At 60.5% G+C, this 23,779-nt stretch carries 20 protein-coding genes, 5 pseudogenes and 1 other annotated feature; of the genes and pseudogenes, 12 read left to right on the forward strand and 13 right to left on the reverse strand.

Annotated features, from left to right (window positions below; all coding sequences use genetic code 11):
* Positions 1-4: 4 nt before the first annotated feature.
* On the reverse strand, positions 5-1,714 hold the full coding sequence (locus tag GTH22_RS21535; protein ID WP_252947778.1) for an FAD-dependent monooxygenase: 1,710 nt from the start codon (positions 1,712-1,714) through the stop codon (positions 5-7).
* 312 nt (positions 1,715-2,026) lie between these two features.
* Here GTH22_RS21535 and GTH22_RS21540 point away from each other — a divergent pair, with 312 nt between their 5' ends.
* A complete protein-coding gene (locus GTH22_RS21540; RefSeq protein WP_252947779.1) occupies positions 2,027-3,022 on the forward strand; it encodes a LysR family transcriptional regulator in 996 nt (331 codons plus the stop codon).
* On the opposite strand, the gene GTH22_RS21545 is transcribed toward GTH22_RS21540, so the two are convergent.
* The 6 genes from GTH22_RS21545 to GTH22_RS21570 all read right to left on the reverse strand — a co-directional run bounded on the left by GTH22_RS21545 (position 3,019) and on the right by GTH22_RS21570 (position 8,641).
* Complete coding sequence (locus GTH22_RS21545; RefSeq protein ID WP_252947871.1) at positions 3,019-3,897, reverse strand: branched-chain amino acid ABC transporter permease; 879 nt, start codon at positions 3,895-3,897, stop codon at positions 3,019-3,021. The two genes, GTH22_RS21540 and GTH22_RS21545, sit on opposite strands and share 4 nt — an antisense overlap.
* 117 nt (positions 3,898-4,014) lie before the next feature.
* Positions 4,015-4,887: a branched-chain amino acid ABC transporter permease gene (locus tag GTH22_RS21550; RefSeq protein WP_252947780.1), complete on the reverse strand. Its 873-nt coding sequence runs from the start codon at positions 4,885-4,887 to the stop codon at positions 4,015-4,017.
* The gene (locus tag GTH22_RS21555; protein ID WP_252947781.1) at positions 4,887-5,579 is read right to left on the reverse strand and encodes an ABC transporter ATP-binding protein; all 693 of its coding nucleotides are present in this window, start codon (positions 5,577-5,579) and stop codon (positions 4,887-4,889) included. The genes GTH22_RS21550 and GTH22_RS21555 overlap by 1 nt, the downstream gene beginning before the upstream one ends.
* The gene (locus GTH22_RS21560) at positions 5,572-6,324 is read right to left on the reverse strand and encodes an ABC transporter ATP-binding protein (RefSeq protein WP_252947782.1); all 753 of its coding nucleotides are present in this window, start codon (positions 6,322-6,324) and stop codon (positions 5,572-5,574) included. Before GTH22_RS21560 ends, GTH22_RS21555 begins: the two co-directional genes overlap by 8 nt.
* A gap of 95 nt (positions 6,325-6,419) precedes the next feature.
* Positions 6,420-7,628 (reverse strand): ABC transporter substrate-binding protein, encoded by a 1,209-nt coding sequence (locus tag GTH22_RS21565; protein ID WP_252947783.1) that lies wholly within the window; start codon positions 7,626-7,628, stop codon positions 6,420-6,422.
* A gap of 35 nt (positions 7,629-7,663) precedes the next feature.
* Complete coding sequence (locus tag GTH22_RS21570) at positions 7,664-8,641, reverse strand: phosphotriesterase (protein ID WP_252947784.1); 978 nt, start codon at positions 8,639-8,641, stop codon at positions 7,664-7,666.
* Between the two features lie 214 nt (positions 8,642-8,855).
* On the opposite strand from GTH22_RS21570, the gene GTH22_RS21575 reads away from it, so the two are divergent.
* A complete protein-coding gene (locus tag GTH22_RS21575; protein WP_252947785.1) occupies positions 8,856-10,052 on the forward strand; it encodes a multidrug effflux MFS transporter in 1,197 nt (398 codons plus the stop codon).
* A gap of 71 nt (positions 10,053-10,123) precedes the next feature.
* Here GTH22_RS21575 and GTH22_RS21580 read toward each other — a convergent pair whose 3' ends face one another.
* A complete protein-coding gene (locus GTH22_RS21580) occupies positions 10,124-11,233 on the reverse strand; it encodes a C4-dicarboxylate TRAP transporter substrate-binding protein (RefSeq protein WP_252947786.1) in 1,110 nt (369 codons plus the stop codon).
* Positions 11,234-11,557: 324 nt separating this feature from the next.
* Between GTH22_RS21580 and GTH22_RS21585 the strand changes: the two genes are divergently transcribed.
* From GTH22_RS21585 to GTH22_RS21595, 3 genes are all read left to right on the forward strand, one after another.
* The gene (locus GTH22_RS21585) at positions 11,558-12,658 is read left to right on the forward strand and encodes a TRAP transporter substrate-binding protein DctP (RefSeq protein WP_252947787.1); all 1,101 of its coding nucleotides are present in this window, start codon (positions 11,558-11,560) and stop codon (positions 12,656-12,658) included.
* A 47-nt stretch (positions 12,659-12,705) separates the two neighbouring features.
* Positions 12,706-13,791 (forward strand): CaiB/BaiF CoA-transferase family protein, encoded by a 1,086-nt coding sequence (locus GTH22_RS21590; RefSeq protein ID WP_252947788.1) that lies wholly within the window; start codon positions 12,706-12,708, stop codon positions 13,789-13,791.
* 155 nt (positions 13,792-13,946) lie between these two features.
* Positions 13,947-14,522: a nuclear transport factor 2 family protein gene (locus tag GTH22_RS21595; protein WP_252947789.1), complete on the forward strand. Its 576-nt coding sequence runs from the start codon at positions 13,947-13,949 to the stop codon at positions 14,520-14,522.
* A 464-nt stretch (positions 14,523-14,986) separates the two neighbouring features.
* Here the strand turns inward: GTH22_RS21595 and GTH22_RS21600 are convergent.
* Both GTH22_RS21600 and GTH22_RS21605 read right to left on the reverse strand, forming a co-directional pair.
* Positions 14,987-15,274: pseudogene (locus GTH22_RS21600) on the reverse strand (integrase core domain-containing protein); the annotation flags it as partial.
* A 23-nt stretch (positions 15,275-15,297) separates the two neighbouring features.
* A pseudogene (locus GTH22_RS21605) lies at positions 15,298-15,600 on the reverse strand (transposase); the annotation flags it as partial.
* Positions 15,601-15,738: 138 nt separating this feature from the next.
* Here GTH22_RS21605 and GTH22_RS21610 point away from each other — a divergent pair.
* From GTH22_RS21610 to GTH22_RS21640, 7 genes and pseudogenes are all read left to right on the forward strand, one after another.
* Positions 15,739-16,517 (forward strand): annotated as a pseudogene (locus GTH22_RS21610) (transposase); the annotation flags it as partial.
* 50 nt (positions 16,518-16,567) lie between these two features.
* Positions 16,568-17,802, forward strand: a protein-coding gene (locus GTH22_RS21615; RefSeq protein WP_252947790.1) for an IS3 family transposase whose coding sequence is annotated in 2 segments (ribosomal slippage) — positions 16,568-16,865 and positions 16,865-17,802 — 1,236 coding nt in all. Because the reading frame shifts where the segments join, the coding sequence is not laid out codon by codon here.
* Positions 16,855-16,971 (forward strand) — a sequence feature (AL1L pseudoknot). Its footprint overlaps the gene before it by 117 nt.
* Before the next feature lie 279 nt (positions 17,803-18,081).
* Positions 18,082-18,710 (forward strand): annotated as a pseudogene (locus tag GTH22_RS21620) (IS6 family transposase); the annotation flags it as partial.
* Positions 18,711-18,757: 47 nt separating this feature from the next.
* The gene (locus tag GTH22_RS21625; RefSeq protein ID WP_252947791.1) at positions 18,758-18,973 is read left to right on the forward strand and encodes a hypothetical protein; all 216 of its coding nucleotides are present in this window, start codon (positions 18,758-18,760) and stop codon (positions 18,971-18,973) included.
* 6 nt (positions 18,974-18,979) lie between these two features.
* Positions 18,980-20,059, forward strand: a complete 1,080-nt coding sequence (locus tag GTH22_RS21630) for a type IV secretion system protein (protein ID WP_252947792.1) — start codon at positions 18,980-18,982, stop codon at positions 20,057-20,059.
* 332 nt (positions 20,060-20,391) lie between these two features.
* Complete coding sequence (locus GTH22_RS21635; protein ID WP_252947793.1) at positions 20,392-20,661, forward strand: hypothetical protein; 270 nt, start codon at positions 20,392-20,394, stop codon at positions 20,659-20,661.
* On the forward strand, positions 20,654-21,217 hold the full coding sequence (locus tag GTH22_RS21640) for a hypothetical protein (RefSeq protein ID WP_252947794.1): 564 nt from the start codon (positions 20,654-20,656) through the stop codon (positions 21,215-21,217). Before GTH22_RS21635 ends, GTH22_RS21640 begins: the two co-directional genes overlap by 8 nt.
* Positions 21,218-21,282: 65 nt before the next feature.
* On the opposite strand, the pseudogene GTH22_RS21645 reads toward GTH22_RS21640, so the two are convergent.
* The 3 genes and pseudogenes from GTH22_RS21645 to GTH22_RS21655 all read right to left on the reverse strand — a co-directional run.
* Positions 21,283-21,483: pseudogene (locus GTH22_RS21645) on the reverse strand (transposase); the annotation flags it as partial.
* 59 nt (positions 21,484-21,542) lie between these two features.
* Positions 21,543-22,778 (reverse strand): NAD(P)/FAD-dependent oxidoreductase, encoded by a 1,236-nt coding sequence (locus GTH22_RS21650; protein ID WP_252947795.1) that lies wholly within the window; start codon positions 22,776-22,778, stop codon positions 21,543-21,545.
* Positions 22,779-22,850: 72 nt separating this feature from the next.
* Positions 22,851-23,741: an IclR family transcriptional regulator gene (locus tag GTH22_RS21655; protein WP_252947796.1), complete on the reverse strand. Its 891-nt coding sequence runs from the start codon at positions 23,739-23,741 to the stop codon at positions 22,851-22,853.
* Positions 23,742-23,779 lie beyond the last annotated feature (38 nt).

The raw sequence follows: 23,779 nt of genomic DNA on the forward strand, positions 1-23,779 counted from the left end.
CGCACTAAGCCTTCAGCGCCGAAGAGGCCATACCCTCGCGCGCGCCCGCAATTTCGCCATCAACAAGGTCAGGCGGGATTTCCGCCTCCTGCGATTTCTTGTGGCCACTCACAACGCTCAGAATTTTCTCCGAGTCCGCCCCGACCGTATCGCCGCGCCATCCGACGTGTCCGTCCGGTCGCACGAGAGACAGGTCGGCTCCGTAGAGGTCCCGCATTTCAGCCTCATCGAACAAGTCGACCAGGGTCACCGGAATCCCCATTTGTCCGGCAGCGTTCAGGAGAGCCTCCACCTCGACCTCCGCCTTGAACCGGATCAGGGTGAAGCCCTTGGCAAAGAGGTCCAGCGACGATCTGCCATCGTACAACCAGATGTGCGGTGCCCGGTGGCCGGGTCGACCTGTCTGAACCGGGTCGGACACATCATCCACCGGAGCCTGCGACCCATCGGGGCAAACGACGGGCGAATGATAGTAGGTGTAGCCTAGGTGAATGCCGTTGGAGAACCACTCCGGCTTCATGGTCTCAGTGTACCAGTCGCCGTATACCTTGCGCGCGGCCTCGGCGGCGGGGCCGGTCTCGAAGGCGACCGGCGGCGGCGCCTTTGTCCGGGTTGCCAGCATCCTGCCGAGGTTCCGTCCGGCTTCCGTCACGGCGCGAATGGCAACGGGCTTGCGCTCGATCGTGTAACTCGGCAGCAGGTGCGGCCCGCCCCAGCCCTTGTGAACAGCCTCGAGCTTCCAAGCCAGATCAATGGCGTCCGCGATCCCTGTGTTCATTCCGAAGCCACCTGTGGGCGACGTCAGATGGCAGCTGTCACCGGCAAGGAAAACGCGGTTCGTTCCATAGCTAGAGGCAACGAGTTGCCGGCGAACCCAAGGCATGACCGACTCGATCTCGTAATCGAAATCCTTGCCCATCGCGCGCCGGATATAGGCATGGATTTCCTCCTCCGGCACCTCGCGTTTCTCCTTGCTTCCGACAATCGACATTCTCCAGCGGTCTGCACCGTCGATCGCAACGATTGTCAGCCATGTGCCTTCCGGTCCGATGAAGATGAAGCGATACGCTTTGCCCTTGTCATGAAGCGACGGCAGATCCTTACAACGAAAAATGACATTGGTTGTATAGGTCAGAACGGGCTTGCCGTGCATCTTGATGCCGAGCTTTCGGCGCACCGTGCTGGCCGCGCCATCGGTGCCCACCAGAAAGCCCGCGCGGATCTTGCGTGTGTCGCCCATGCCCGTTCGGACGATGGCGGTCACGCCATCGCTGTCTTCGGTGAAATCGACAAGCTCCGTCTCATAGGCAACGGTTGCGTCAGCCATCGTGCCGACGAATTTTCTCAGGATGGGGTCGAACATATCCTGCGGGCACCGCTCCCTTTTCTGGGGGGATTGCGGCGGCTTCGGCTCTTCCGCCTTCGACACCATCGGCTCCCGGCCGAACTCGAAGCCGGTGAAGCTCTCCAGCCATACGTTGTCCTGCGGATAGTCGCGCGGGTATGGGCTGTACTCGACATCCTTCGCAATCCCCCACCTGCGGCAGAACTCCATGGTGCGCACGCCGACCATGTCCATCTTGGGCTGAACGATCGCGCCATCGGTCTTTTCGATCAACGTGCAACCGACGCCACGCCAACCCAGGTCGCCCGCCAGCGAAAGGCCCACCGGGCCAGCGCCCACAATCAGGATTGGCGTCGTGTCTGGAAGCATTGTCTTACCGTCCTTTGAAAACCTCGGTGATCTTGGGAGGCCGTTAACTGGCCAACCCATGGTCTGACCGCAAAATGCCACCCGGGCCGAAAAACTGTCCAAGACACTGACCGACCAAGCTTATACGCAATTGATATTCTGCCGCCTTGAACCGCTCGAATGAGGCTAATGACCTGAATGCACGGCACTTTCTCGGGAAGACGCGGGAGCGGCCCGACATTCTGGCCATGGAGTTGCCGTCAGGTTTGGCCTAGACAGACTCGGCGAAACTTTCCGGCCTCAACCGTGGTCGGCGGCAGGAGGACGTTCAGGATGGCGAAGGAACAAGACAAGGGCGAAGACGAAGGCGACCAGAGGACAAGCGACCCGATGGTCAACCGCACTGAAGTCTACAGCAATCTGCCTCGAATCGAACTTCGACAGCTGCGCTACTTTCTCGCCGTCGCGGAAGAACTGAACTTCACGCGGGCGGCGGAGAAAATGGGGATCGCCCAGCCGCCGCTAAGCCAGCAAATCATGAACCTCGAACACCAGCTCAAGGTTAAATTGTTTACTCGAAGCCGCAGACAGGTTTCGCTGACACCTGAAGGCGACGCGTTCATCGTCTATGCACGCCGGATCATCAACAACACCCAGATCGCGGCGGAGCTGGTGGGCGCCATTACCCGCGGAGAGAATGGCCCGCTTTCGATCGGGGCGGTCTTCTCGTCGATCTATACCGTCATTCCGCAACTCATCGAGGTCTTTGCATCGAGATTTCCGAAGGTCCGGCTGCACCTTCAGGAGATGATCATTGCCCAGCAGGTGACGGCCCTGAGGGAAGACAGGATCGACGTGGGCATTCTGCGCGGCCCGATTCCCGAACCGGACCTCGAAACACTCTCGCTGCTCGAAGAGCGCTTTGTCGCGGTCGTTCCCAAGACACACCCGCTGGCGGGCGAGGCCCAGCTTTCCGTCGAGCATTTGATCGATCAGCCGATGATCCGGGTCATTCCCTCGGTCAACCGCAACTACAGCCGGCAGATGTTCAGCGTGCTTGAAGACCTCGGAAAGCCGATAAACATCGTTCACGAGGTCTCGGACACGCACACCCTGCTCGGGCTGGTCTCGTCGGGCCTCGGGCTGTCGATCGTTCCGGAGTCCCTGAACGTGATCCACACCGACCGCCTGAGGTATATTCCGCTCGGCGAGACGACTCCGACCACCTCCATCCAGCTTGCGTGGAAACCCAGCTCTCCGTCGAAAACGCTGCCCCGGCTGTTGGAAGTTGCACGCGAGCTGCGTGACCGGAGCTCGGGGTTTTCCTAGAGGCGATAGCCGCATTTGTCGGCCAGAGTCCCGATGACGCCCCGGCGCATCAGGATGACCATGATCATGAAGATCAGCCCTTGGATAAGCGCAAACCAGGCGCCGAAGGGCGCAAGGTAATGCTCCAGCGCGAGCACCACGAAAGCGCCTGCCACGGGGCCGAAGACAGTGCCCGTGCCCCCGACCAGAACGATCAGTACCACCTCGACAGTGGTCACAAGCGACACATCGGTCAGAGTTGCGATACCAAAGACGATAGACTTCATGCCGCCCGCGAATCCTGCGAGTGCTGCGGCGATCACGAAGACGGCCAGCTTGTAGGGCTTCACGTTGAACCCGAGCGACTCGACGCGGGCCTCGTTGTCGCGCACGGCCTTCAAAATGCGGCCAAAGGGCGAGTGGATGATGCGGTTGATCAGCACGAGCACGCCCAGCATCGCGGCGGCACAGACGATGTAGAGGAGGTTGTCGTCTGACAGATCGACAACGCCGGCGAATGTGCCACGAGGTACAGCCTGCACCCCGTCCTCTCCGCCCGTCAGGGGCGATCTCAGGCAGAGGAAGTAGAACATCTGTGCCAGCGCGAGGGTGATCATCGCGAAGTAGATGCCCTGACGGCGAATGGCGAGAAAGCCGAAGCCCGCGCCCAGAAGGGCGCCCGCCGCTGTGCCAACCAACACGGCCAGGACCGGTGGAATCGCCAGCTGCGCGGCAAGAATGGCAGTGGTGTAGGCACCGGCACCCAGAAAGGCGGCCTGGCCAAAGCTCATGAGCCCTGCATAGCCGAAAAGCAGGTTGTAACCAGAAGCGAAGATCACGAAGGCAAACACCTTCATCAGGAAGATCGGATAGACTACTGTCGGCAACAGAACCACGGCAACGCACAGCATGAGCATGGCAATCAGGCTGGCCCCGGAGAACCCGAACACCAAAACTTTCCGGGCTCGCCCGCCTTCATCATATGCAGTTTGCTCAACCTGAGGTGTCATGTTTCAGACCTTTCCGAACAAGCCGTTGGGCCGGGCAAGAAGCACGATGGCCATGAGGATGAAGACCGCTGTTGAAGCGATTTCGGGGAAGACCGCCTTGGCCAGCCCTTCAAGAATGCCGACGGCAAGCCCGGTCACGATCGACCCCATGACCGACCCCATGCCGCCGATCACCACGACGGCGAAGACAACGATCACCACGTTGGTGCCCATGAAGGGATCGACCGAATAAATCGGCGCGGCCAGAACCCCGCCCAGCGCCGCAAGCCCGATCCCCGCTCCGTAGGTCAGGGTCAGCATACGCGGCACGTTGACGCCGAATGTCTGCACCATCGCCGGGTCTTCCGTCGCCGCGCGGAGCTTGGCGCCCAGCGGCGTGCGCTCTATCAGGAACCACGTGATCAGGCAGATCGTGACACCTATCACCACAACCCAAACCCGATAGGTCGGCAGGAACATGAAGCCGAGCGACACAGCCCCCCTGAGCGAGTCAGGCACCGCATAGGGCATGCCCTGTGCGCCGAAGAGCAGACGTGCCCCTGCCTCGAGTGCCAGCGTCAGGCCAAGGGTCAAAAGGAGGCCGTAAAGGTGGTCGAGGCTGTAGAGCGGACGGATGAGGGTTCGTTCCATTGCCATGCCGACCGCGCCGACCATCAATGGAACCAGAACAAGCGCCGCCCAATATCCTATGCCAAGATACTCGAGCAAAACCCATGACAGGAACGCGCCCACCATGAAGAACGCGCCATGGGCAAAGTTGATGACGCCGAGCATCCCGAAGATGATCGAAAGCCCGAGCGAAAGAAGCGCGTAGAACACACCATTCACAACGCCCAGAACCATTTGCCCCAAGATCAGTGTTACGTTGAAATCCATCAGAGACCCAAGGTTGCGTGAACTTTTTCGATGTTCCGCCCGAACTCGGAGGCGGGGAGGCAATCTGTCACCCGGCCGTCCTGCACGAGATAATGCCGGTCGGCGATCCGGCTGACGAAGGCGGCATTCTGCTCGACCAGCAATATCGTGTAGCCAAGCGATTTCAGCTCGTGCAGGGCAGTCGCAATCTGCGACACGATCACCGGCGCCAGCCCTTCCGTCAGTTCGTCGAAGAGCAGAAAGCGCACGCCGGTCCGCAGGATCCGGGCGATGGCCAGCATCTGTTGCTCTCCGCCCGAGAGCTGGGTGCCCCGGCTGGTCTCTCTCTCTTTCAGATTTGGGAAGAGCTCGTAGATATGGTCCAGACTCATGCCCCCGGGCGCAAGGCGCGGCGGCAGCAGCAGGTTTTCGCGGACAGAGAGGGAAGCGAAGATCCCCCGATGCTCAGGACAGATGCCCAGGCCCCGTCTCGCGATCCGATCGGGCCTGACGCCCCTTATGTCGGTTCCCTTGTGCAGGATCTGACCGGAGGTCTTGGCGACCAGACCCATGATCGCCTTCAGCGTGGTGGTCTTTCCCGCGCCGTTGCGGCCGAGCAGCGTAACCACCTCACCTTCGGCAATGTTCAGCGTCATGCCGTGCAGAACATGACTGTCGCCATACCATGCGTTGAGCTCGTGAACCTCAAGCATCCGCCGCCCCCAAATAGGCTTCGCGGACATTCTGGTCGCTGGCCACCTCGGCGTAGCCGCCTTCGGCCAGAACGCTGCCGCGCGCAAGGACAGTGACGCGATCGCACAGCCCTTCGATAACCGGAAGATTATGTTCGACCATGAGAATCGTCCGGCCCTTTCGAATGCGCTTGAGCAATTCGACAAGGCGCCCGATGTCTTCACGCCCCATGCCCGAGGTGGGCTCGTCCAGAAGAAGCAGGTCCGGGTCGAGGGCAAGTGTCGTGGCGATCTCGAGGCCGCGCTTCTGGCCATATGAAAGCGTGTTGGCGACACGATCCATGTAGCCATTCAATCCGACTTCGCCGATCAGCTCTTCGGCGCGGTCGTCATATCGCTTGAGAACCTTGTCGGACCGCCAGAAGTCGAAGTTGTGACGCCGCCGCTGCTGCAGGGCCAGCCGAAGATTGTCGATAACGGTGAACCCTCCGAACACGGAAGAAATCTGGAAGCTCCGCACGATGCCGCTCCGCGCCACCTTGGCAGCGCCGTAGCCGGTGATGTCTTTTCCGCGAAACCTGATCTGCCCGCCCGTTGGCGGGATCGTGCCCGTCAGGAGGTTGAAACAGGTTGTCTTGCCCGCCCCGTTTGGCCCGATCAATGCGTGAATGCTGCCATCTTTGATCGACAGGTCGACGTTGTCGACGGCGAGGAACCCGCCAAACCTCTTGGTAAGCCCTGTGACCTCAAGGATCGATTGCGACATTGGAACTCGAGCCTCCGAGGTGGCGAGGGTGTTCTGAGATCAGCGTGGAGAAGAACGGGGCGGGCGGCGCACTGCCCCCGCCCCCAGGGATAGGACTATTCGTAGGCGCATCCGCTTTCTTCGAGCGGCGGCGCTGCCTGATCACCCGGCAGAGTGGCGATGATTTCCATCACGTCCCATTCCGACTCTGACTGATCAGGCGTCTTGACCTTGAACGAGTACATCTCGCGGACCACGCGGCCGTCTTCGCGCAGGTAGGCGACGATGCCGGTCTCATCTTCGATCGGCATGTCGTGCATGGCCTTGGCCACCGCTTGAGCCTCGTCGGTGCCGGCTGCTTTGACTGCCTTCAGGTAGTGCAAGGTCGAGCTGTAGTGCTGCGCATTGGCAAAGGTGGGGGCGCGTTCCCACCTTTCCTGAAAGCGCGCGGCCCATGCACGGCTGGCCTCGTTGCGGTTCCAGTAAAAGGACGTGGAAGAGTAGGTGTCTGCGAGGTTTTCCTGCCCGATGGCCTTGATGTCGACCAGCGAAAGGAAAAAGGGCACGATCTTCACATCAAGACCAAATTCGCGCGCCTGCTTGATGATGTTGGTCGTGTGGGTGCCGAAGGTGGCCAGAGCAAGTGTCTGCGCGCCGCGCGCCTGTGCCTCCAGCAAGAAAGAAGAAAAGTCGGTTGTTTGCGGCGAGTGCGAAACGCTGCCTACGATGCTGGCGCCCCCGGCCTCGATCGACTTGCTCGCCTCTTCTTCAAGCGCATGCCCGAACGCGTAGTCGATCGTGATGAAGAACCAATTGTCGAAACCTTCCGCAACAAGGGGCGCCGCAATCGAGCGGGACAATGTCTTGGTGTCCGCAATCCATTCGGTGGTGGTGATCGCACAGCGTTCGCCGACAAGCTCGGCAGCGGACGAACCGGTGACAAAAACCCTGTTTCTCTCTTGAGCAAGATCGTTCACCGCCAAAGCAACGGCCGAACTGTTCACGTCGAGCAGCAGATCGACCTGCTCGGTATCGAACCACTCCCGGGCGATCGCTAGCCCGACATCGGGTTTGTTCAGCTGGTCCGCCACGAGCAGTTCGACCGGGGCTCCCAGCACTTCGCCCCCCATATCTTCAATCGCCATCCGAACGGCCTCGGCCGTGCTTTCGCCGGACAATGCCGATGCACCGCCGCTCAGATCGCTCAGAAAGCCGATCTTGACCACATCGTCAGAGACCTGAGCCAAAGCCTGCTGGCCGCAGAGCGCGAGGGCGAGGGTTACAAGCAACCGTGAAAGGCGCCGCTTTGGTGATACCAACTTCATCAAACATTCCTCCAGTGTCAGGGTGTCAGGGCCGATCACAGCGCGCCGTGCGAGAAGAAGCGGATCGGGTTTTCGTCGAGGATCGGCAGGATCTCGGCGTCAGTCAGCCCGCGCTCGCGCAGAAGCGGGAAGAAGGTGTGGAACAGGTAGGTCTGATCGGGGGGCCATATGCCCTCGTCGATCAGCCGCCTGAGTTCGGCCCGATCTTCGGTCGGGGGCTTTCGGATGGTGCGACCGGCGAAGTAGCAGCAACTGTCCATGCTCATCATCAGCTGCGGCCCAAAGCCATCCTGCACGAGCTTGACCGAGTTGTCGGCAATCACCTCGGGAACGGGCACGTCAAAACCGATCCGGTCGAAGCCGATGTAGTTGCCGCCTTCAACAATGGCCCTGTGATATGCCGGATCGGTGTTGTCGGAGCAGTGGCCGATCAGGCAGCAATGAGGGGCGACATCGTTCGACGCGAACAGTTTCTGCTGTTCCGGCCCACCGAGCCCCTGCGTGGTATGGGTGATGATCGGCACGCCCGTCTTCTTGTGGGCAATGGCGGCGGCGGTCAGAAATTTTTCTTCCAGCAGCGTGGGCGTGGCGCTGGTCGCACACTTGATTGCGCCGGGCTTCACGCCCGTATTGCCAACGCCATTCTCGATTTCATGAATGTAGAACGCCGCGATGTCTTCGACGGCGCGGTCGCGCCAATAGTAGGGAATGCCCGGGCCCTCGTGGTAAAAGCCGGTTGCGCAGATGATGTTCATGCCGGTCTTCTCGGCAACCTCGACCATGAGAGAAACATCGCGGCCGAGTTCATTGGGGCATGGGTCTACGAAGGTGCGAATTCCGACATCCTTCAACTTGCCCATGCGACGAATGCACTTGCCTAGAAGGTCTTCGCGGTCGATCCAAAGCTCGGGATCGAGCATGGCGCCCGGCCACGATGCAAAGAGGTGCTCGTGTATCAACGTGCGGCCGAGGTTTGCCGAATCTACCGGCCCCAGTACGGTATTGACGCGCATGTCGGGTCTCCTCCCATTCCCTTCACTGGCCTCCAGCTAAGGGAACCGGGGCGACAACCGGAAATATCCGGTCGGTTCTGCGTCACACGAAAAAGGTATTCGCACCTCGAGGGCACCGCCGCTTAAAGAAGATGCATCGCATTGCCGGGTGGCCGGGCCCGCCCCACCGGCACGCCAAGACTGCAAGCCCATCCCGAGTCGAACGGAACCAGTCATGGTGAATGACCCTCCAAGCGAATTACGTGTCGGTCTGATTGGTGGCATGATGGTCGGGCTCGGCCCCATCTCGGTCTCGATTCTCTCACCGGCTCTGCCTGTGATCGGACGGGAGTTCGGTGTGACCGGACATGAGGCGGGCTCCGCGGTAACGCTCTTTCTCGCCGGGTATGCCGTCTTTCAATTGATCTGCGGAACGCTGTCCGATGGACTGGGGCGCAAACCCGTGGCGATTTTTTTCCTCTCGGTATTCGGCTGTGCAACGCTGCTCGCGCTCTTCGCCGAAAGCTTTGCGGTGCTGCTGGTCGCCCGGTTCTTTCAGGGCGTCGGTGCCGCCGTTGGCGTCTCTGTCGGGCGCGCGATCGTTCGAGACAATTTTGAGGGCGAACAGTCAGTCCGCGTGCTCAGCCTGATGGCGGTGATACTCTCGGTGGGGCCCAGCCTTGCTCCGACGCTGGGCGGCCTGATCGTAGAGGTGGCGAACTGGCACGCGATCTTCTCGGCTCTGGCCCTGTGGTCTGTTTTGCTTGTCGTGGCGATCACCGTCGGGCTGCTTGAAACCCGGCAGCCGGACCGCAGCGCGCTGAGGCCAGGCAAGTTGATCAAGGCCTCTCGCCGGCTCTTTGGTGCTCCTGCTTTCGTGTTGTCGACGCTGGGTGTCGCCGGGATTGGCGGAAGCATGTTTGCCTATGCCAGCGTTCTTCCCTTCATCATGATCGACGAACTCGGACTGTCGCCAGCGGCCTTTGGCGCGCTGATGTTCTGCCAGTCCGGCATGTATATGTCGGGCTCCTTGAGCTATCGCTTCGTCGCCCGGAAGCTTGGATGGCTTCGGACTTTTCGTCTTGGGCTCGGCATGGTCACGATTGGCGCGGTGCTACTGTCTGCCAACCTGCTGACCGTGACCGGAATTTTCACCGTGATGGGGCCAATTTCACTGATCGCCTGGGGGGCGGCCTATGTGATGCCGATCCTGATGACCGGGGCAATGCGGGACTTTGCCGAAGACGCCGGAATGGCCTCGTCCCTGCTGGGCTTCGGTCAGATGGGCCTGGGTTTTCTGATTGGTTCGCTTGCCGGGGTGCTCGATGACGCGGTCGTTGCTTTGGCAACGGTCTTTCCGGCCATGATGCTCCTTGGAGCACTCAGCGGGCATGCGTGGTCACGGCTGCCGCATGGGCGCGCACCCCGCTGAGCCCGGCGCGCAACGAAAACGGCGCCCCACGGAAACCGGGGGGCGCCTTGATGCTGGCTTGCGAGCCGAACCTAGAGCTTGTCGTAGACTTCAGTCTTGAGCGCCTCGACGATGGTTGCTTCGTCGCCTTCGGCATCGGCCACGATCTTCTCCCATTTGACCACAAGCTCGCGGAAGGTGGCGATGAGCTCTTCGGAGTTCTCGATACCCCGCTCGACGCCGCGCTCGATAACGGAGGCGGCCAGCTCGTCGGAAAACCCGTCCATGGCACCCAGCACTTCCGGATCCGGTTCGATGATCGTCCAGCCTTCTGCTTCCGCCCGGTCGATGGCGGCAAAATCGGATTCAACGTAGGCCGTTGACGCCCGCACCACCGAAAGCGCTGCGCCGTCCTTGAGGGCCTGCTTCTGCTCGTCGGTCAGCCGGCCCCAGATGTCGAGGCTGACATTGGTGATGGGTCCGCTGAACGACAGCCCGTAATCCAGCTTCACCAAGTTCGGGGCGACATCGCCCATCGAGAAGCTGTCGAGCCAGTTGGGGGAGCCGAAGGTGCAATCCAGCTGGCCTCTCTGAAGGCCTTCATAGGTCTCCCCGATCGTCAGGTTGACCGGCGTCATGCCCAGACGGGCAGCCACCTGCCCCCAGACCCCGGAGGCTCGCACGCGCTTGCCCTTCAGATCGTCGAGGGACTGGTAGGGCTCGACGCACAGCAAGGCGTAGGGCGAGCTCGAATATCCCCCGAGAAACTGGATGTTCCACTCTTCGAGTTCCTTCGTGCACCCCGGACAAGCCAGCAGCGCGAACTCTGTGATCGCAGCCCCGACGGCTACGGGATCATTGGTAAGCGAAGGGCCAAGACCCATGGCCAGGTTGATGGTCGGAAGCTCGGACGGATGGTACACGGCAAGCAGCTGACCGCCATCCACGAGGCCATCGGCAATCCCTGCGAGGGTGGTGGAAGCCCCAACCAAGGCACCCCCGGCGTGAAGCACGTAGTCGAGGGTGCCCTCGCTCTCGGCCTTGGCCGTCTCCAGAAACGGGATCACACCATGCTCTACCAGCGTTGAACTGGGAGCACCGTAAGCGCCATACTGGAGCGTGATGTTTTCTCCCGAGGCCGGAACGCTCGCCATTGCGAGCATGGACATCGCCGCGAGAGTGGATGTCTTTGATTTCTTCATGAAGGTCCTCCCCAAGGTTTAGCCGAGACATCCGCGAGGGCCCCAGCTATCACTGGCAAGTCCGGAACGAAGTCGGCGAAAGCATTCAAGTCGACGGGGGCGCGGCGTGGCCAATATGTTTTTGGCGCGGAACTCATAGTCCCGCGGTATGCAAGCGCCCCAGAGGATCAGGTAGAGTGTGGCGGGCTGCGCCGGGCGGAGCCAGGGTCGACAGGCTCAAACATAGCTTTGTCGTATCGAACGCATTGTTCGTGAGTATTTGTCTAACATCCTCAGCGCTCGGATAGTTTGGATCAAGGCATACAATTCAGGGAGGAAACCGGAGTGAGAAAGATCAGCGCGTTGCTCGCCGCAACAACTGCGCTCCTGGCAAGCGCAGCGACCGCCGAGAGTGTTCATGTCGTTTATGGGGCCTATGGCTCACCGTCATCGACGAACGTAAAGCATGGCATCATGCCGTTCATTGCCGAGGCAGAGCGTCTCACGGAAGGCTCCCTCACCTTCGAGCTTCACCCGGGCGGCTCGCTAGTCGGGTCCAGCACGGCGCTGAGCGGGGTGCGGGATTCTCTTGTGGATGCGGCGCAGGTCTCGTCGATCTATTTCCCGTCGGAGCTTCCGCAACTGAATGTGGCCATCGATCTTTCGCCGGGCATTTCTGCCGATACACGGGCCGTTGCCGCCGCGGCCACGGAGCTGAACCTTCTGGGCTGCCCGGGATGCAAAGCCGAGATTGAGGAATGGAACATTCAGTATCTCGGGGGATACGGGGTCAGCTCCTTCTCCCTTCTCTGCGCCAAGCCGGTACAGACACTGGAAGACCTCAAGGGGCTGCGGGTGCGTGCAGCAGGCTCGTTCAGCGACCTGGCGACTGCACTCGGAATGACACCGGTGAACACCACGATCACGGAGGTCTACGAGGGCCTTCAGCGCGGACAGCTTGATTGCACGATGGGCTCTCCCGGGTGGATGGACTCCTTTTCAATCCGTGATGTCGCAACGAACATTCTGATGCTGGAAACCGGCACCGCCTTTGGTGGCCCCATGCTTGATGTGAGCCTGGATATCTGGGGACAGCTGGATGACGATCAGAAAGATGCGCTCAAACGGGCCGCAGCCCTGGGGACCGCGAGCGCCGCGGCCGGCTACGAAGCCGCCGACGAGGAAGTGCTCGCAAGCGCGGAGGAGGATGGACTGACGATCTTCCAGCCGGGCGAAGACATCCTTGCGGTGCTGGAGCAGTTCCGCGCCGACCGCTCGGCGAAGGTCGTGGCCGACGCAGAGCGCCGGGGCATTCCCGATGCGAAAGAAACCGTCGATACCTTCATGTCCTTGCTCGAGAAGTGGAACGCGATCGTGGAAGAAACGGGCGACGATACCGAAGCGCTGGCCGACGCCATGTATCAGGAAATCTACAGCAAGATGTAGTCAGAAGGCGCGGTGCCGCCGCTCCGGCGGCCCGCGATTCCCAACCGATGACCAAAGAATATTCAAGCGCGCTTTCGGGCCTGACTGTCTTGGACTTCACCTCGATGATGGCTGGCCCGCTTTGCGGACGATACCTCGCCGACCTTGGCGCGAGGGTCATCAAGATCGAACCGCCTGATGGCGATTACATGCGCTCACGACCGCCGCTTCGGGATGGCCGCAGCGCCTACTTCGCCCAACTCAACGCGGGCAAGGAAAGCCTTCGCATCGATTTGAAGGCGCCGGAGGGGGTGGCGCGGGTCCTCGACCTCGCAAGCGATGCCGACATCGTGCTCGAAAGTTTTCGGCCCGGAACCATGGACCGACTTGGCCTGGGGTATGAGAACATCAAGGCGCGCAACCCGAGCATGATCTATTGCTCCATCTCGGGCTTCGGCCAGAACGGCCCTTTCGCCCAACGTCCCGCCTACGCGCAGGCGATACATGCGCTATCGGGTTTCGACATGGCGCATATGTCCTACCAACGCGACCAGTCCAGCCCCTCCAACAGTGTCCTCTTCGTTGCCGATACGCTCGGGGCATCATTCGCGCTGTCTTCGATACTGACCGCGTTGCGACAACGCGATGCCGATAGAATGGGGCACCACATCGATCTTTCGCTGCTGGATACGATGTACAACTTGATGGTCTACGAAGTTCAGGAAGCTCAGTTCCCGCAATTGAACCAGCGCCCGAGCTACGCGCCGATGAAAACCGCCGACGGCTTTGTTCTGGTCGCGCCGACGACGCCGAAGAACTTTCTCTCGCTCTGCCGGGTCATCAGCCGGCCGGACCTTCCGCATGATCCGCGGTTTGAAACGGTTGACGCACGTTACGCCCATTGGGACGAACTCATGGAAATTGTGCAGGCTTGGGCGGAGCAGCGTACAACACAGGCTTGCGAAGATGCGCTGATTGAGGCGGGTGTCCCCTGCGGGCGTTACAATACCGTCAAGGAGGCGTTGGACGACCGGAGCCTCGGGGCAAGGTCGCGATTTGGGGTTACCGCGGACGACAGTGGCACAGTCGCTGTGCCGCGCCTTCCATTCCTGATCGATGGTTGTCCGGTGCGCATAGGTCAGAAAGTACCCTAGGGTCGTTGTGAAATCCTGTGTGATGAGCCGGCCCGAGTTCTTGTTTCAAAGTGGTTCTTTCGTCAGCTACAATGATCGGCACCGGGCTTCTCGGTATCCCATTAGATCTATCGTCGGTGGGATGAGTGGAGAGCCGGAAATCATCAGGAGGAACGATGGACCAGTACAGCCTGGATAGAATTGCCGACCGCCTAGAAATTCAGGATAACCTTTTCAAGTGGTGCCGCGCCGTTGACAGGCTGGACTCCGCAGGAATGCTGGATGTCTTTCATGACGACGCAATCGATGAGCACGGCCATTTTAACGGCCCCGTATCCGGCCTGGTTGAATGGATCAGTGAGCGCCACCGCGAGATTCCCTTCTCCAGCCATCAGGTCTCAAATGTACTGATCGAATTTGTGACGCAAGATACCGCATTCGTTGAAAGCTACGTGCGAACCTTGCAAAGATATCCCGCCAAGACGGTTGCCTTGCTACGGCAGTTGATGCCCGGTGCGCCTGATATCCCCGATGGATTGAGTGCCGATCTCATGACATCATCGCGCTATCTGGATCGGGTTGAGAAACGGCAAGGAAGTTGGAAGATCACGCATCGGAAACTCAGCCAAGATTGGAAGCAGCTCTGGCCTGCGCCGGCCAATAACTTGGAAGCTAAGGCGAGTTGGCTTACGCAGCGAAGAGATCTGGACGACGCGGTCTATGTGGAACGGGCCAAGATGGGGATAGCCTAAGGTCATAACTACCCCCATCCCCGAGCATGCTCTCTGTAAGCAAACGGTTCTTCAGGGTGAGAGTTGCCACCGTCTCCTTCAGTGCACGCGCCTCCTACCGTGGGCCCCTACCTGCAGTCGGGTGCGGAATCGCCCACGAGTCACTTCTTGCCAGCCTCGCGCAACTCCTTCGACCAAATTTAGTCGAGGCTCGTCGTGCTCCCCTCACCCCTGCAGAGCTCGGCAATACTGTCCTCACCACGTGTCACCCGTCTACACTCATGGGACATCTGATTTGACTCATGGGACATCTGATTTGATTTCGTAACGGAGAGTTTCTGGCTCATCGTACCCGGAAAGGAGTGGAAATGAGATAGAAACTGACCTGCCCCACGCGAGATCCCTCAGTCTGATGTAGTGTCTGCTCAACCATTGATGTGATCCCCAACGCGCCCTCGGTCGTTGTCAAAGTTTCCACCGTTTGATCAGGTGCACGGGCTGGTGTCGTGCGCTGATTTCATCAGCTCCGCCGAGACCCTATGCCCGATGGAGCTGAGGGGTCTTTCCTCATTGCAGTCTCTACGCCAAGCCTCCAACTTTTCGGCCGCATCTTCAAGGCTCATGAACCAATGGCTGTTCAGGCACTCCGCCCGGAACCTGCCGTTGGACGTCTAAATGAAAGCGTTGTCTGTAGGTTTGCCCGGCCGTGAGAAACCCAAGGTGACGCCGCGCTGATAGGCCCAGAGGTCCATGTCGCGCGAGATAAACTCTGACCTGCTCCCCTCGGAGTCCGCGTTTATAGGTTAGCTCTGTTCAGGGTTTGGTCCTCTTTCGACCTTTGGTGATACTCCCACGGAGTTTGCCCGTCGAGGCTCGTGTGGGGACGGTGATGGTTGTAGTCGTCTCTCCACGCCGTGATCACGCCGCGGGCATGGCGCAGGTTGGCGAACAGATGCTCGTTGAGGCATTCGTCCCTAAGGCGGCCATTGAAGCTTTCTACAAAGCCGTTCTGCATCGGTTTCCCCGGCGCGATGTAATGCCATTCGACCCGACGATCCTCCTGCCATTTGAGGATGGCGTTCGAGTTCAGCTCGCTCCCGGTAGCACCTTGGGAAGAAGGGCTGCCGAGAGGTTATCGCCACGCGCGAAGCCCTCACATTGCGTAGCGGGTGGCCATAACCGGGTCCCAGGTCTCAACAGTGGTTTTGCACGAACCACACCGCTGAGGAGACCGGCTATGACCGCTACCGATACTACCGCCTCGACCTTGTTGGTCGCCATCGACATTTCCAAGCACCGCCACGAAGTGCTCATCGCTGTTCCGGGCAGGTACGCCGCCGTCGCATGACCATCACCAACACGATGGAGGACTTCCGTCGGCTGTCGGCTGCCCTCACGAGCTACGACCTTCCGGTCCGGATCGGCTTTGAGGCCACCGGGAACTATCACCGGCCGCTGGCACATCATCTCGGACAGGCAGGGTTTGATCTGAAGCTGGTCTCTTCTGTCGGGCTGGCGCGGACGCGCGAGGCCCTGCACAACAGTTGGGACAAGAACAATCCGAAGGACGCCTAGGTGATCCTGCACATGCTGGAGATCGGCGCGCTCCAGTTTTTCCATGATCCACTGGTGACGGGATTGGCCGACATCCAGGAGCTATCGAAGACCCACGAGATTGTCTCGCGTTCGAAGACCGAGCTCTGGCACCGCATCCTGACGCATTACCTGCCACTCTACTTCCCCGAGGCGGAGCGATTTCATCGAAGTTCCCGGACCGACTGGTTCCTGGCATTCCTCGAGAAGTATCCGACACCGAGGATGATCACGACCATGAGCCGCGAGGCCTTCGGTGCAGATGCGTGGCAGGTGGTCGGTCGGAAGGTCTCAAAAGAGCGTTTGCTCTCAGACATTTACGCCACGACCGTAGACTCTGTTGGTTTGCCCGTAGAACCGGACTCTGACGCTGTTCGCATGTTCCGCCTGATGCTCGCCGAAGGGCGCAGCTTGGTTCGCCAGTGAACCGCCCCGGGTTTACCGGAGAGTAGAACTCTCAAAAGGTGAGCCACATGACAGAGAAGAAAGTTACCCCGAGTTACACGGCCGAGTTCCGCGCGCGCGGCGTTCGGCTTTTTCATGAGCATCGCGCTGATTACAGCAGCGACAATGCCGCCCACCGTGCCATCGCGTCGAAGCTGGGCTGCTCCTCGCATTCTCTGCGGGACCGGTGTCTGCGCGCCGCTCGCGATGCCGGAGAATTGTCCGGGCCGACCAGCGAGGAGAAGGCGCGGATCAAGGCTCTGGAGCGCGAGAACCGCGAGCTTCGCACAGCCAACGAGATCCTGAAGAAGGCGAGCGCGTATTTAGCTCAGGCGGAGCTCGACCGCCCGTTCCGGAAATGATCGCGTTCATCGATGCGCATCGCAAGGTCTTCGGGGTCGGGCCGATCTGCCGTGTGCTGCCGATCGCCCCGTCGACCTATTATGCGCGCAGTGCAATCATCCGCGACCCTGACCGGGCCTCGGATCGGGCGAAACGGGATGGACGGGACAGCACGGAAATCAAACGCGCGTTTGATGCCAGTCGCGGCCGCTACGAAGCCCGCAAGATCTGGCATCAGCTGCGCCGGGAAGGTCGGGACATCGCCCGCTGCACGGTCGAACGGCTCATGAAAGCGTTGGATTTGCAGGGCGTGGTGCGCGGCAAGAAGAAAAAAACGACAATCCCGGACCCCGGCCAGGCCTGCCCGGACGACAAGGTGAACCGGGAATTTACAGCTGCGACGCCGAACCAGCTCTGGGTCTCGGATTTCACCTATGTCTCCAGCTGGGCCGGCATGGTCTATGTGGCCTTCGTCATCGATGTCTTCGCCCGCAGGATCGTCGGCTGGCGGGTCTCGACCTCGATGACCACCAGCTTCGTGCTCGATGCGCTGAACCAGGCGATCTGTCAGCGTTGCCCGGATGAGCAGGAGCAACTGATCCATCACTCGGATCGTGGCAGCCAGTATCTGTCGATCCGCTACACTGAGCGGCTGGAGGAAGCCGGGATTGATCCTTCGGTGGGCAGCGTCGGCGACAGTTACGATAACGCCCTGGCCAAAAGCACCATCGGATTGTTCAAGACCGAGGTCATTAACTTCCTCGGCCCGTGGAAATCCATCAGCCAGGTCGAGTGGGAAACCCTCAGATGGGTCAGCTGGTACAACACAGAGCGGCTACACAGCGCCATCGGCTATGTCACGCCGCAAGAAGCAGAGGAGGTCTTCTATGCGAACATGAATGCCCTTGAAAAAGCCGCGTAAGTTTTGAACAAAAAACTCTCCGGTAAAACCGGGGCGGTTCAGTTCGGCCGCGAAGGCCAGCATCTCGCGCACGAGATCGCCATCAGCCTGCTTCTCAACCAGCTCGATCAGAGCCATTCTCTCTTCGGTCATCGTCATCTCCGTTGTCGGTTCCAGGTCTCGCAACCCGAACCTTCTCCGAAGATCGGCGGGGACCGCCAGCGTCACGCCCGGCCGCGCGCTGCGCTACGCCGGAGGCTCCGCGCGCAGCCTCCTACACCACCACCCGGGACACTGCCCAATCGGTTCGCTCTCAGCACTGCGGATGTCGAGGATCTGCTTGCCGAGCGTGGCGTGGTCGTTAGTCGAGAAACGGTTCGGCAATGGGTGAACCGGTTTGGTGCCCATTTTGCCGCTTGCATCCGGAAGGATCGGCCGGCACCGGCAGACAAGTGGCACCTTGATAAGGTCGTGGTGCCGATCAACGGGGTGAAAGGCTGGCTCTGGCGGGCGGTCGATGCAAGCGGGGATGTGCTCGATATTCTCGTTCAGCCACGGCGAAACGCGAAGGCCGCGCGACGTTTCCTGAAGCGGCTGATCGCCCAGTTCGGCGAACCGCGCGTTGTCATCACGGACAAGCTGCGCAGCTACTTCAAGCCGATCAAAGATCTTGCGCCAGGCGCGGATCATCGTGCGCATAAGGCCTGAACAATCGGATCGAGGGATCACACCGGCCTACGCGGCGACGGGAGAAGATCCAGGGAAGGTTCAAATCGCCGAGACAGGCGCAGAGGTTTCTCGCGTCCCACGACCAGATCAACACCATCTTCCGTCCCCGCCGCTACCGACTGTCCACCATCTCTTACCGCCACGCCAGAACCGACGCGTTCGACCTATGGGATGGCTATGCCGCCGAGATGACCGCCTGATCTCTGGAAAGCCACGCCCTTCACATTCCCCGCCGAACAACTTGGCGATGCCGTTTCAGAGCATAAGACGCATCATCGACGCGCAAAGCTGCACCTGCGCCACCCGGTATCCGTCCTGGGAGGCCGCGGAGGCGGTCTACTTTGATCGCTATTCCTCGGCAGACTATTGGGGCGTGGTCGAGGCGACGTCAGACTTTCGGCGGCAGGCGAACGATCTCCGAAAGCAGGCCATGCCGATCTGCGAAGCGGCCGGCAACTGGTAGCGGGTCATGAGCGTCGTCGCGTATTTCGTGGAAACGGCCGAAGGCTATCTGGACTCGGCGGCGGAAACCCAGTTCGGGGCCGTAGCCGCCACGGTCGGAACGATGCTGGTCCTCGGAACGACGCTCGTGGTCATCCTCGTCTGTCTCAACATGATCTACCAATACCGGTCCATGGACGGCCGGACCGCCTTCTGGCTCGCCGTGAAGATCGGCCTGATTGGCATATTCGCGACCAACTGGGTCCAGTTCAACGCACTCGCATCCGCCATCCTGAACGGAATAGACAGCATCGCAGGATCGCTGGTCGCGTCGGTCGGCGGCGGGACGCCAGGACCGTCAGGGACCTTCGCCGAAGAGTTCGATCAGCTGATAGCCGCGCTTGGGGATTACCTGAACGCTGCGGGGTCCGAGTTGAACTGGATGGCTGGCGCGCTTCTCGACACGCTCGGCGTTCTCCTGCTGTCGATCCTCGGAGGGCTGGCGGCCTTCATCGTTGTCGCCTCCAGGCTCATGATCACGCTTTTGATCGGGATCGCTCCGGTGATGATCTTCCTGACCCTCTTCGAGGTGACCAAGGATTATTTCGCACGCTGGCTCTCGGCGCTGATCTCCTTCGCGATCTACCCCATCGTCATCGCCGGCGTTTTCGCGACCATCACCGGAGTCTCGCGCGCATTGCTCGCCGAACTTGGTGATCCGGAGGGGGCTTCGAACATCGGCGCCCTCCTGCCCTTCTTCATGATGGTCCTCATGGCCAAGGGGTTCATCATCGCCACCCCGTTTATCGTCCGGTCGGTCTCCGGAAACATCATGATGCCGGCGCTTTCGGCAGGCTTTGGCGGGAGCTATGCTTTCGCGCGGGGCCTGGCAGGCAGCCAGCAGGTTTACAACCGATACGCCATCGGAGGCACGACTGGTGCCGAATATGCCGCGCTTCGGGCCAGGCAGTTTCTCGGCGTCCAAGCGCTCCCGACCCGCCCTAATGCCGCGGGTGGCGCGCCCGCTGCACCTTCAGGCAACTCATCCGGCACCGGTGCCCGCATGCTTGCGCAACTAGCACGGCTGAGCAGGCTGGGTCGACGGTAGCGCAGACCGGACGAGGCAAGTCTACCGGGAACAGGCTGTCCGCGGGCAAAATCTTTGCTGCCTGCTGGGACCGTGGCAAACAGCATGAATTGTTTTGCGTTGGTGGCAGCGTGCCGCGTCTGGGGACGGCGCATTGCTACAGGATCAGGCGCAACGGCATCGGCGCCGGTGTTGCTGTCTGAGACGTCTATCCTGTATCCCGTTCTCACATCAGAGCATTTGAGGGCAAGCTTCCTATGGGAAATTGCCGGTAGCGGGCAGTAAATTGCAGCGATGTTCTCGCTGAGTTTTTAACTTGTCACTTGACAATTTAAGAGAGTGGAGTATCTAAGGTGCCAAGGAAGAAGCACACATCAAAGGAAATCGAGGCCGTCATCCAGGAGCTCGAAGAGCTGGGATGGGACTTTATTGAGGGCAAGGGGCACGCGTGGGGGATCCTCCGATGCCCGGCCAACGATAAGGATTGCCGCTGTGGCGAGTTTTGTCAGATGTCTGTCTGGTCGACCCCGAAGAATCCACAGCAGTTCGCGAAAAGGATCCGACAGAAGGCTCTGGCCTGTGTGAAGCTTCAGAAGAACGACGAAGGTAAATCCGATGGCTGAAGAATTCGAATTCGAACTGGTCTTTGCACTCCCCGATGAGGAGCACGATGCGTTCGCGCTCTCTGACGCGGTCTTTGAGGCGGGCTTTGAGGATGCGCTCGTGGGCACCGGCCATGCCGGTCTGCTGGGAGTGGAACTGGAACTTGAAGGGGATGAAGCCGAAAGCACGATCCTTGAAGCGGCGAGGGCGCTGATCAAGGCGCTGCCGGCGGGCACAGTCCTGCGCGAGGTCCGTCCCGACCTAGTGTCTCTTGCGGATGTAGCCGAGAAACTTGAGGTGAAGCGACAGGCGCTGCAGCAGCGCAAGATGCCCCTTCCCGTTGCGGGTGGTCTTTACCGCATCGATGAGATGCTCGAGGTGCTGATGGAGGCCTCAAAGCCGGCAAAGGGGCAGCGTCGTCCTCGCTTCAATCTCGCTTCCGCCGCGAAGTGGTTTCGTGCGGGCCCCGCGGCCCGTCGGGTGAACGCTCGGTTAGCAATGCGTGAGATTGACCCTGCGACGATCGAGCGGGCGCCTCGACCCGAGCGCGACGAACCTGTTTTCCGGCACCCGTGAAGGCGTTCGTAGGATACGTCACTTCCGAGCCAACGTTTGCCAATCACACCGTGATACCGAGATAGATAGACGCTTGACCATTTGCCGAACTCGGCGGGTAGGTCCCGCCATGGCGCACCGGCTTGGGCAATCCAGGAAATGCCATTGAGGACGAGGCGGAAGTTTGTTGGCTTGCGTTCGTTCGGGGCTCGGGCGGCAAGGATGAAGCGCTCTAAGAACACCCATTTCTGGTCCGACATGAAATTTCGCTCTAAGCTGCTCTCCAAAGCAGATGCCAGCTTGAATCACACCCCAAGTCCGAGGAGGATTCCTTTTTCAAAATGACTTAGGAAACGGCGCTGGCGGCCCGCGCCCTGTCGAAAACGTCTTTAATCGACTTAGCCGGATCGGCCAGCTCCGCCACGGAGGGGGTAAGGCCTTCAATGATCATCCTGCGTCCGGCCTGGTAGGCACGCGGTGAACTCAGCGCATCGACAGCGACGAGACGACCCTCCCGGAAATACCAGTGGGACCACCCTTCGCCAGCCGCCTCGCGCGTCACGATCTCGTCCCCCGGCGATCCGCTGCCCGCGATCTGAAGTTTCAGATCGAACTGGTCCGACCAGAACCACGGGTTCGGCACGTAGACATCGATGCCGCCAAGAATTTTCCGCGCAACCACCTCGCCGGTATCGATAGCATTGCCGACGCTTTCCAGACGAAGGTCGCCGGTTTCCAGCCGGTAGCAGGCGCAATCTCCAGCCGCGTAGATCGCAGGGTCGGACGTGCGTCCCGAGGGGTCGGCAAGAATTCCGTTGGAAATTTCCAGACCTGCCGCCTCTGCCAGCGCGGTGCGAGGCGCGGCACCGACCCCCACGACAACGAGATCCGCGGCAATTTCTTCGCCGTCAGCCAGCCGTGCGCCGGTCACACGGGTCTCGCCCATCAGCCCGGAAACGCCCTGCCCACAGATAATCTTCACGCCGTGATCGTCATGCAGCGCGGCAATCGCCCCCGCCGTTTCGGCGCCGGCTACACGGCCGAGGATCGCTGGCGCCGCCTCGACCACGACGACGTTCTTGCCCAGACCGCTGGCCACCGCCGCCATCTCCAGCCCGATATAGCCGCCGCCGATCACCAGCACATTTCTGGCGGCATCGAGCTCGGGCCGAAGCAGTTCCACATCCGCGCGGTCCCGGATCGTGAAGACACCGCCCAACCCGCGCAAAAGACTGTCCGGCAGGTTGCGCGGCGCCGCGCCGGTTGCCAGCACCAGCGCGTCATACTCCAACGCTTTCCCATCGCAGAGAGCCACCTGCCGCGACACACGATCAATCTGCGTCACCCCGGCCCCCAGCATTAGCCGGATATTCTGAGCCTCGTACCAGGGGTCGGGTCGGAAAAAGAGCCGCCCTGCCTCCAGCTTTCCAAGAAGATAGGCCTTGGAAAGAGGTGGGCGCTGATACGGGGCGAATGCCTCGTCGCCGACAAGCGTAATGTCGCCCTCGAAACCTTCGGCACGCAATTTGGCCGCACAGGCAAAACCCGCCTGTCCGGCTCCGATGATGACCACCTGTTTCATCAAACTCTCCCGTCCTGCCCCGGCGACGGATGCCACCCCGCCCGCCGAGCCCCTGCCCAAAAGTTTCCGGCGCTAGCCTTGCCGGAAAATAAGCCTGTGCATCGTTTCAGCCGATTTCAGCGTCGCTTCTCCCACGCGCTCAAGATCGTCGCTGTCGAGCTGTCCGGTGAAGCTGGAATTGGCCAGCATGAACCGGATGATGCCGTTGGTGTCGAAGATCGGCGCGGCGATCGTTGTCACACCCCGGATGAACTCTCCCGGATCAATTGCCCAGCCTTTCTTCCCCGTCTCTTCAACCTCGGCGAGATACACGTCGAAATCCGGGCCGTTCTGCCAGCGCACGGCTTTGAATTTTTTCCTGAGCTGTTTTTCGTCAAGATCGCTCATCGCCGCATAGCACCGGCCCATCGCTCCGCTCATGGCAGGGATCCGGGCGCCGACAGTCATCTGGATCCGCATCATCCCCCGGCCCTCGGCGATGCCCTTCAGCACCAGCCGCTCGTCCCCGGTCAGTTGCCACAGCGCCGATGTAACGCTGAACTGGCTGACGATGCGCTCCATCGCCTCCCGCGCCCGCGAAAAGGCGCGTTCGCCGTCAGACGCCGCTTCGGCAAGCTCGATTGCACCCGGACCGAGCGTGTAAACCTTTCTGCTTGCATCGAAATGCAGAAAGTTCTCCGCCGTCAAGGTACGGCAGATATTGAAGGTTGAACTTGGACTTTGACCGATCGCCCTGGCAATCGCCGTCGCCCCGTAAGGTGTGCCCGCATGGGCCAGGAACCGCAGAACGGACAGTGCGTGAACGACGGAATTAACGACACCGGGAGACTTCGGGCCGCGCTCGGACTCCGCACCGGAATCGTCAGTCTCACCTTCGTTTTCCAAGCTAGCGTCCACATTTACCTCCAACAGATGCGGTCCCGTATCCGGAATCATAATGCAGGATTTGGAATCGGTACACATGTTCCTCTCATGGGGTTCGCCCCGAGGATGAAACCGTG

It is taken from the genome of Oceanicola sp. 502str15, from assembly GCF_024105635.1.
Taxonomy (GTDB): Bacteria; Pseudomonadota; Alphaproteobacteria; order Rhodobacterales; family Rhodobacteraceae; genus Vannielia.

Bases quoted from the DNA above. Each gene is read 5' to 3' on its own strand.
- GTH22_RS21640 (WP_252947794.1), top strand. From the start codon at position 20,654: ATGGCTGAAGAATTCGAATTCGAACTGGTCTTTGCACTCCCCGATGAG.
- GTH22_RS21535 (WP_252947778.1), bottom strand. From the start codon at position 1,714: ATGCTTCCAGACACGACGCCAATCCTGATTGTGGGCGCTGGCCCGGTG.
- GTH22_RS21540 (WP_252947779.1), top strand. From the start codon at position 2,027: ATGGCGAAGGAACAAGACAAGGGCGAAGACGAAGGCGACCAGAGGACA.
- GTH22_RS21590 (WP_252947788.1), top strand. From the start codon at position 12,706: ATGACCAAAGAATATTCAAGCGCGCTTTCGGGCCTGACTGTCTTGGAC.
- GTH22_RS21575 (WP_252947785.1), top strand. From the start codon at position 8,856: ATGGTGAATGACCCTCCAAGCGAATTACGTGTCGGTCTGATTGGTGGC.
- GTH22_RS21655 (WP_252947796.1), bottom strand. From the start codon at position 23,741: ATGTGTACCGATTCCAAATCCTGCATTATGATTCCGGATACGGGACCG.
- GTH22_RS21595 (WP_252947789.1), top strand. From the start codon at position 13,947: ATGGACCAGTACAGCCTGGATAGAATTGCCGACCGCCTAGAAATTCAG.
- GTH22_RS21630 (WP_252947792.1), top strand. From the start codon at position 18,980: ATGAGCGTCGTCGCGTATTTCGTGGAAACGGCCGAAGGCTATCTGGAC.
- GTH22_RS21560 (WP_252947782.1), bottom strand. From the start codon at position 6,324: ATGTCGCAATCGATCCTTGAGGTCACAGGGCTTACCAAGAGGTTTGGC.
- GTH22_RS21580 (WP_252947786.1), bottom strand. From the start codon at position 11,233: ATGAAGAAATCAAAGACATCCACTCTCGCGGCGATGTCCATGCTCGCA.
- GTH22_RS21550 (WP_252947780.1), bottom strand. From the start codon at position 4,887: ATGGATTTCAACGTAACACTGATCTTGGGGCAAATGGTTCTGGGCGTT.
- GTH22_RS21570 (WP_252947784.1), bottom strand. From the start codon at position 8,641: ATGCGCGTCAATACCGTACTGGGGCCGGTAGATTCGGCAAACCTCGGC.
- GTH22_RS21565 (WP_252947783.1), bottom strand. From the start codon at position 7,628: ATGAAGTTGGTATCACCAAAGCGGCGCCTTTCACGGTTGCTTGTAACC.
- GTH22_RS21650 (WP_252947795.1), bottom strand. From the start codon at position 22,778: ATGAAACAGGTGGTCATCATCGGAGCCGGACAGGCGGGTTTTGCCTGT.
- GTH22_RS21555 (WP_252947781.1), bottom strand. From the start codon at position 5,579: ATGCTTGAGGTTCACGAGCTCAACGCATGGTATGGCGACAGTCATGTT.
- GTH22_RS21625 (WP_252947791.1), top strand. From the start codon at position 18,758: ATGCCGTTTCAGAGCATAAGACGCATCATCGACGCGCAAAGCTGCACC.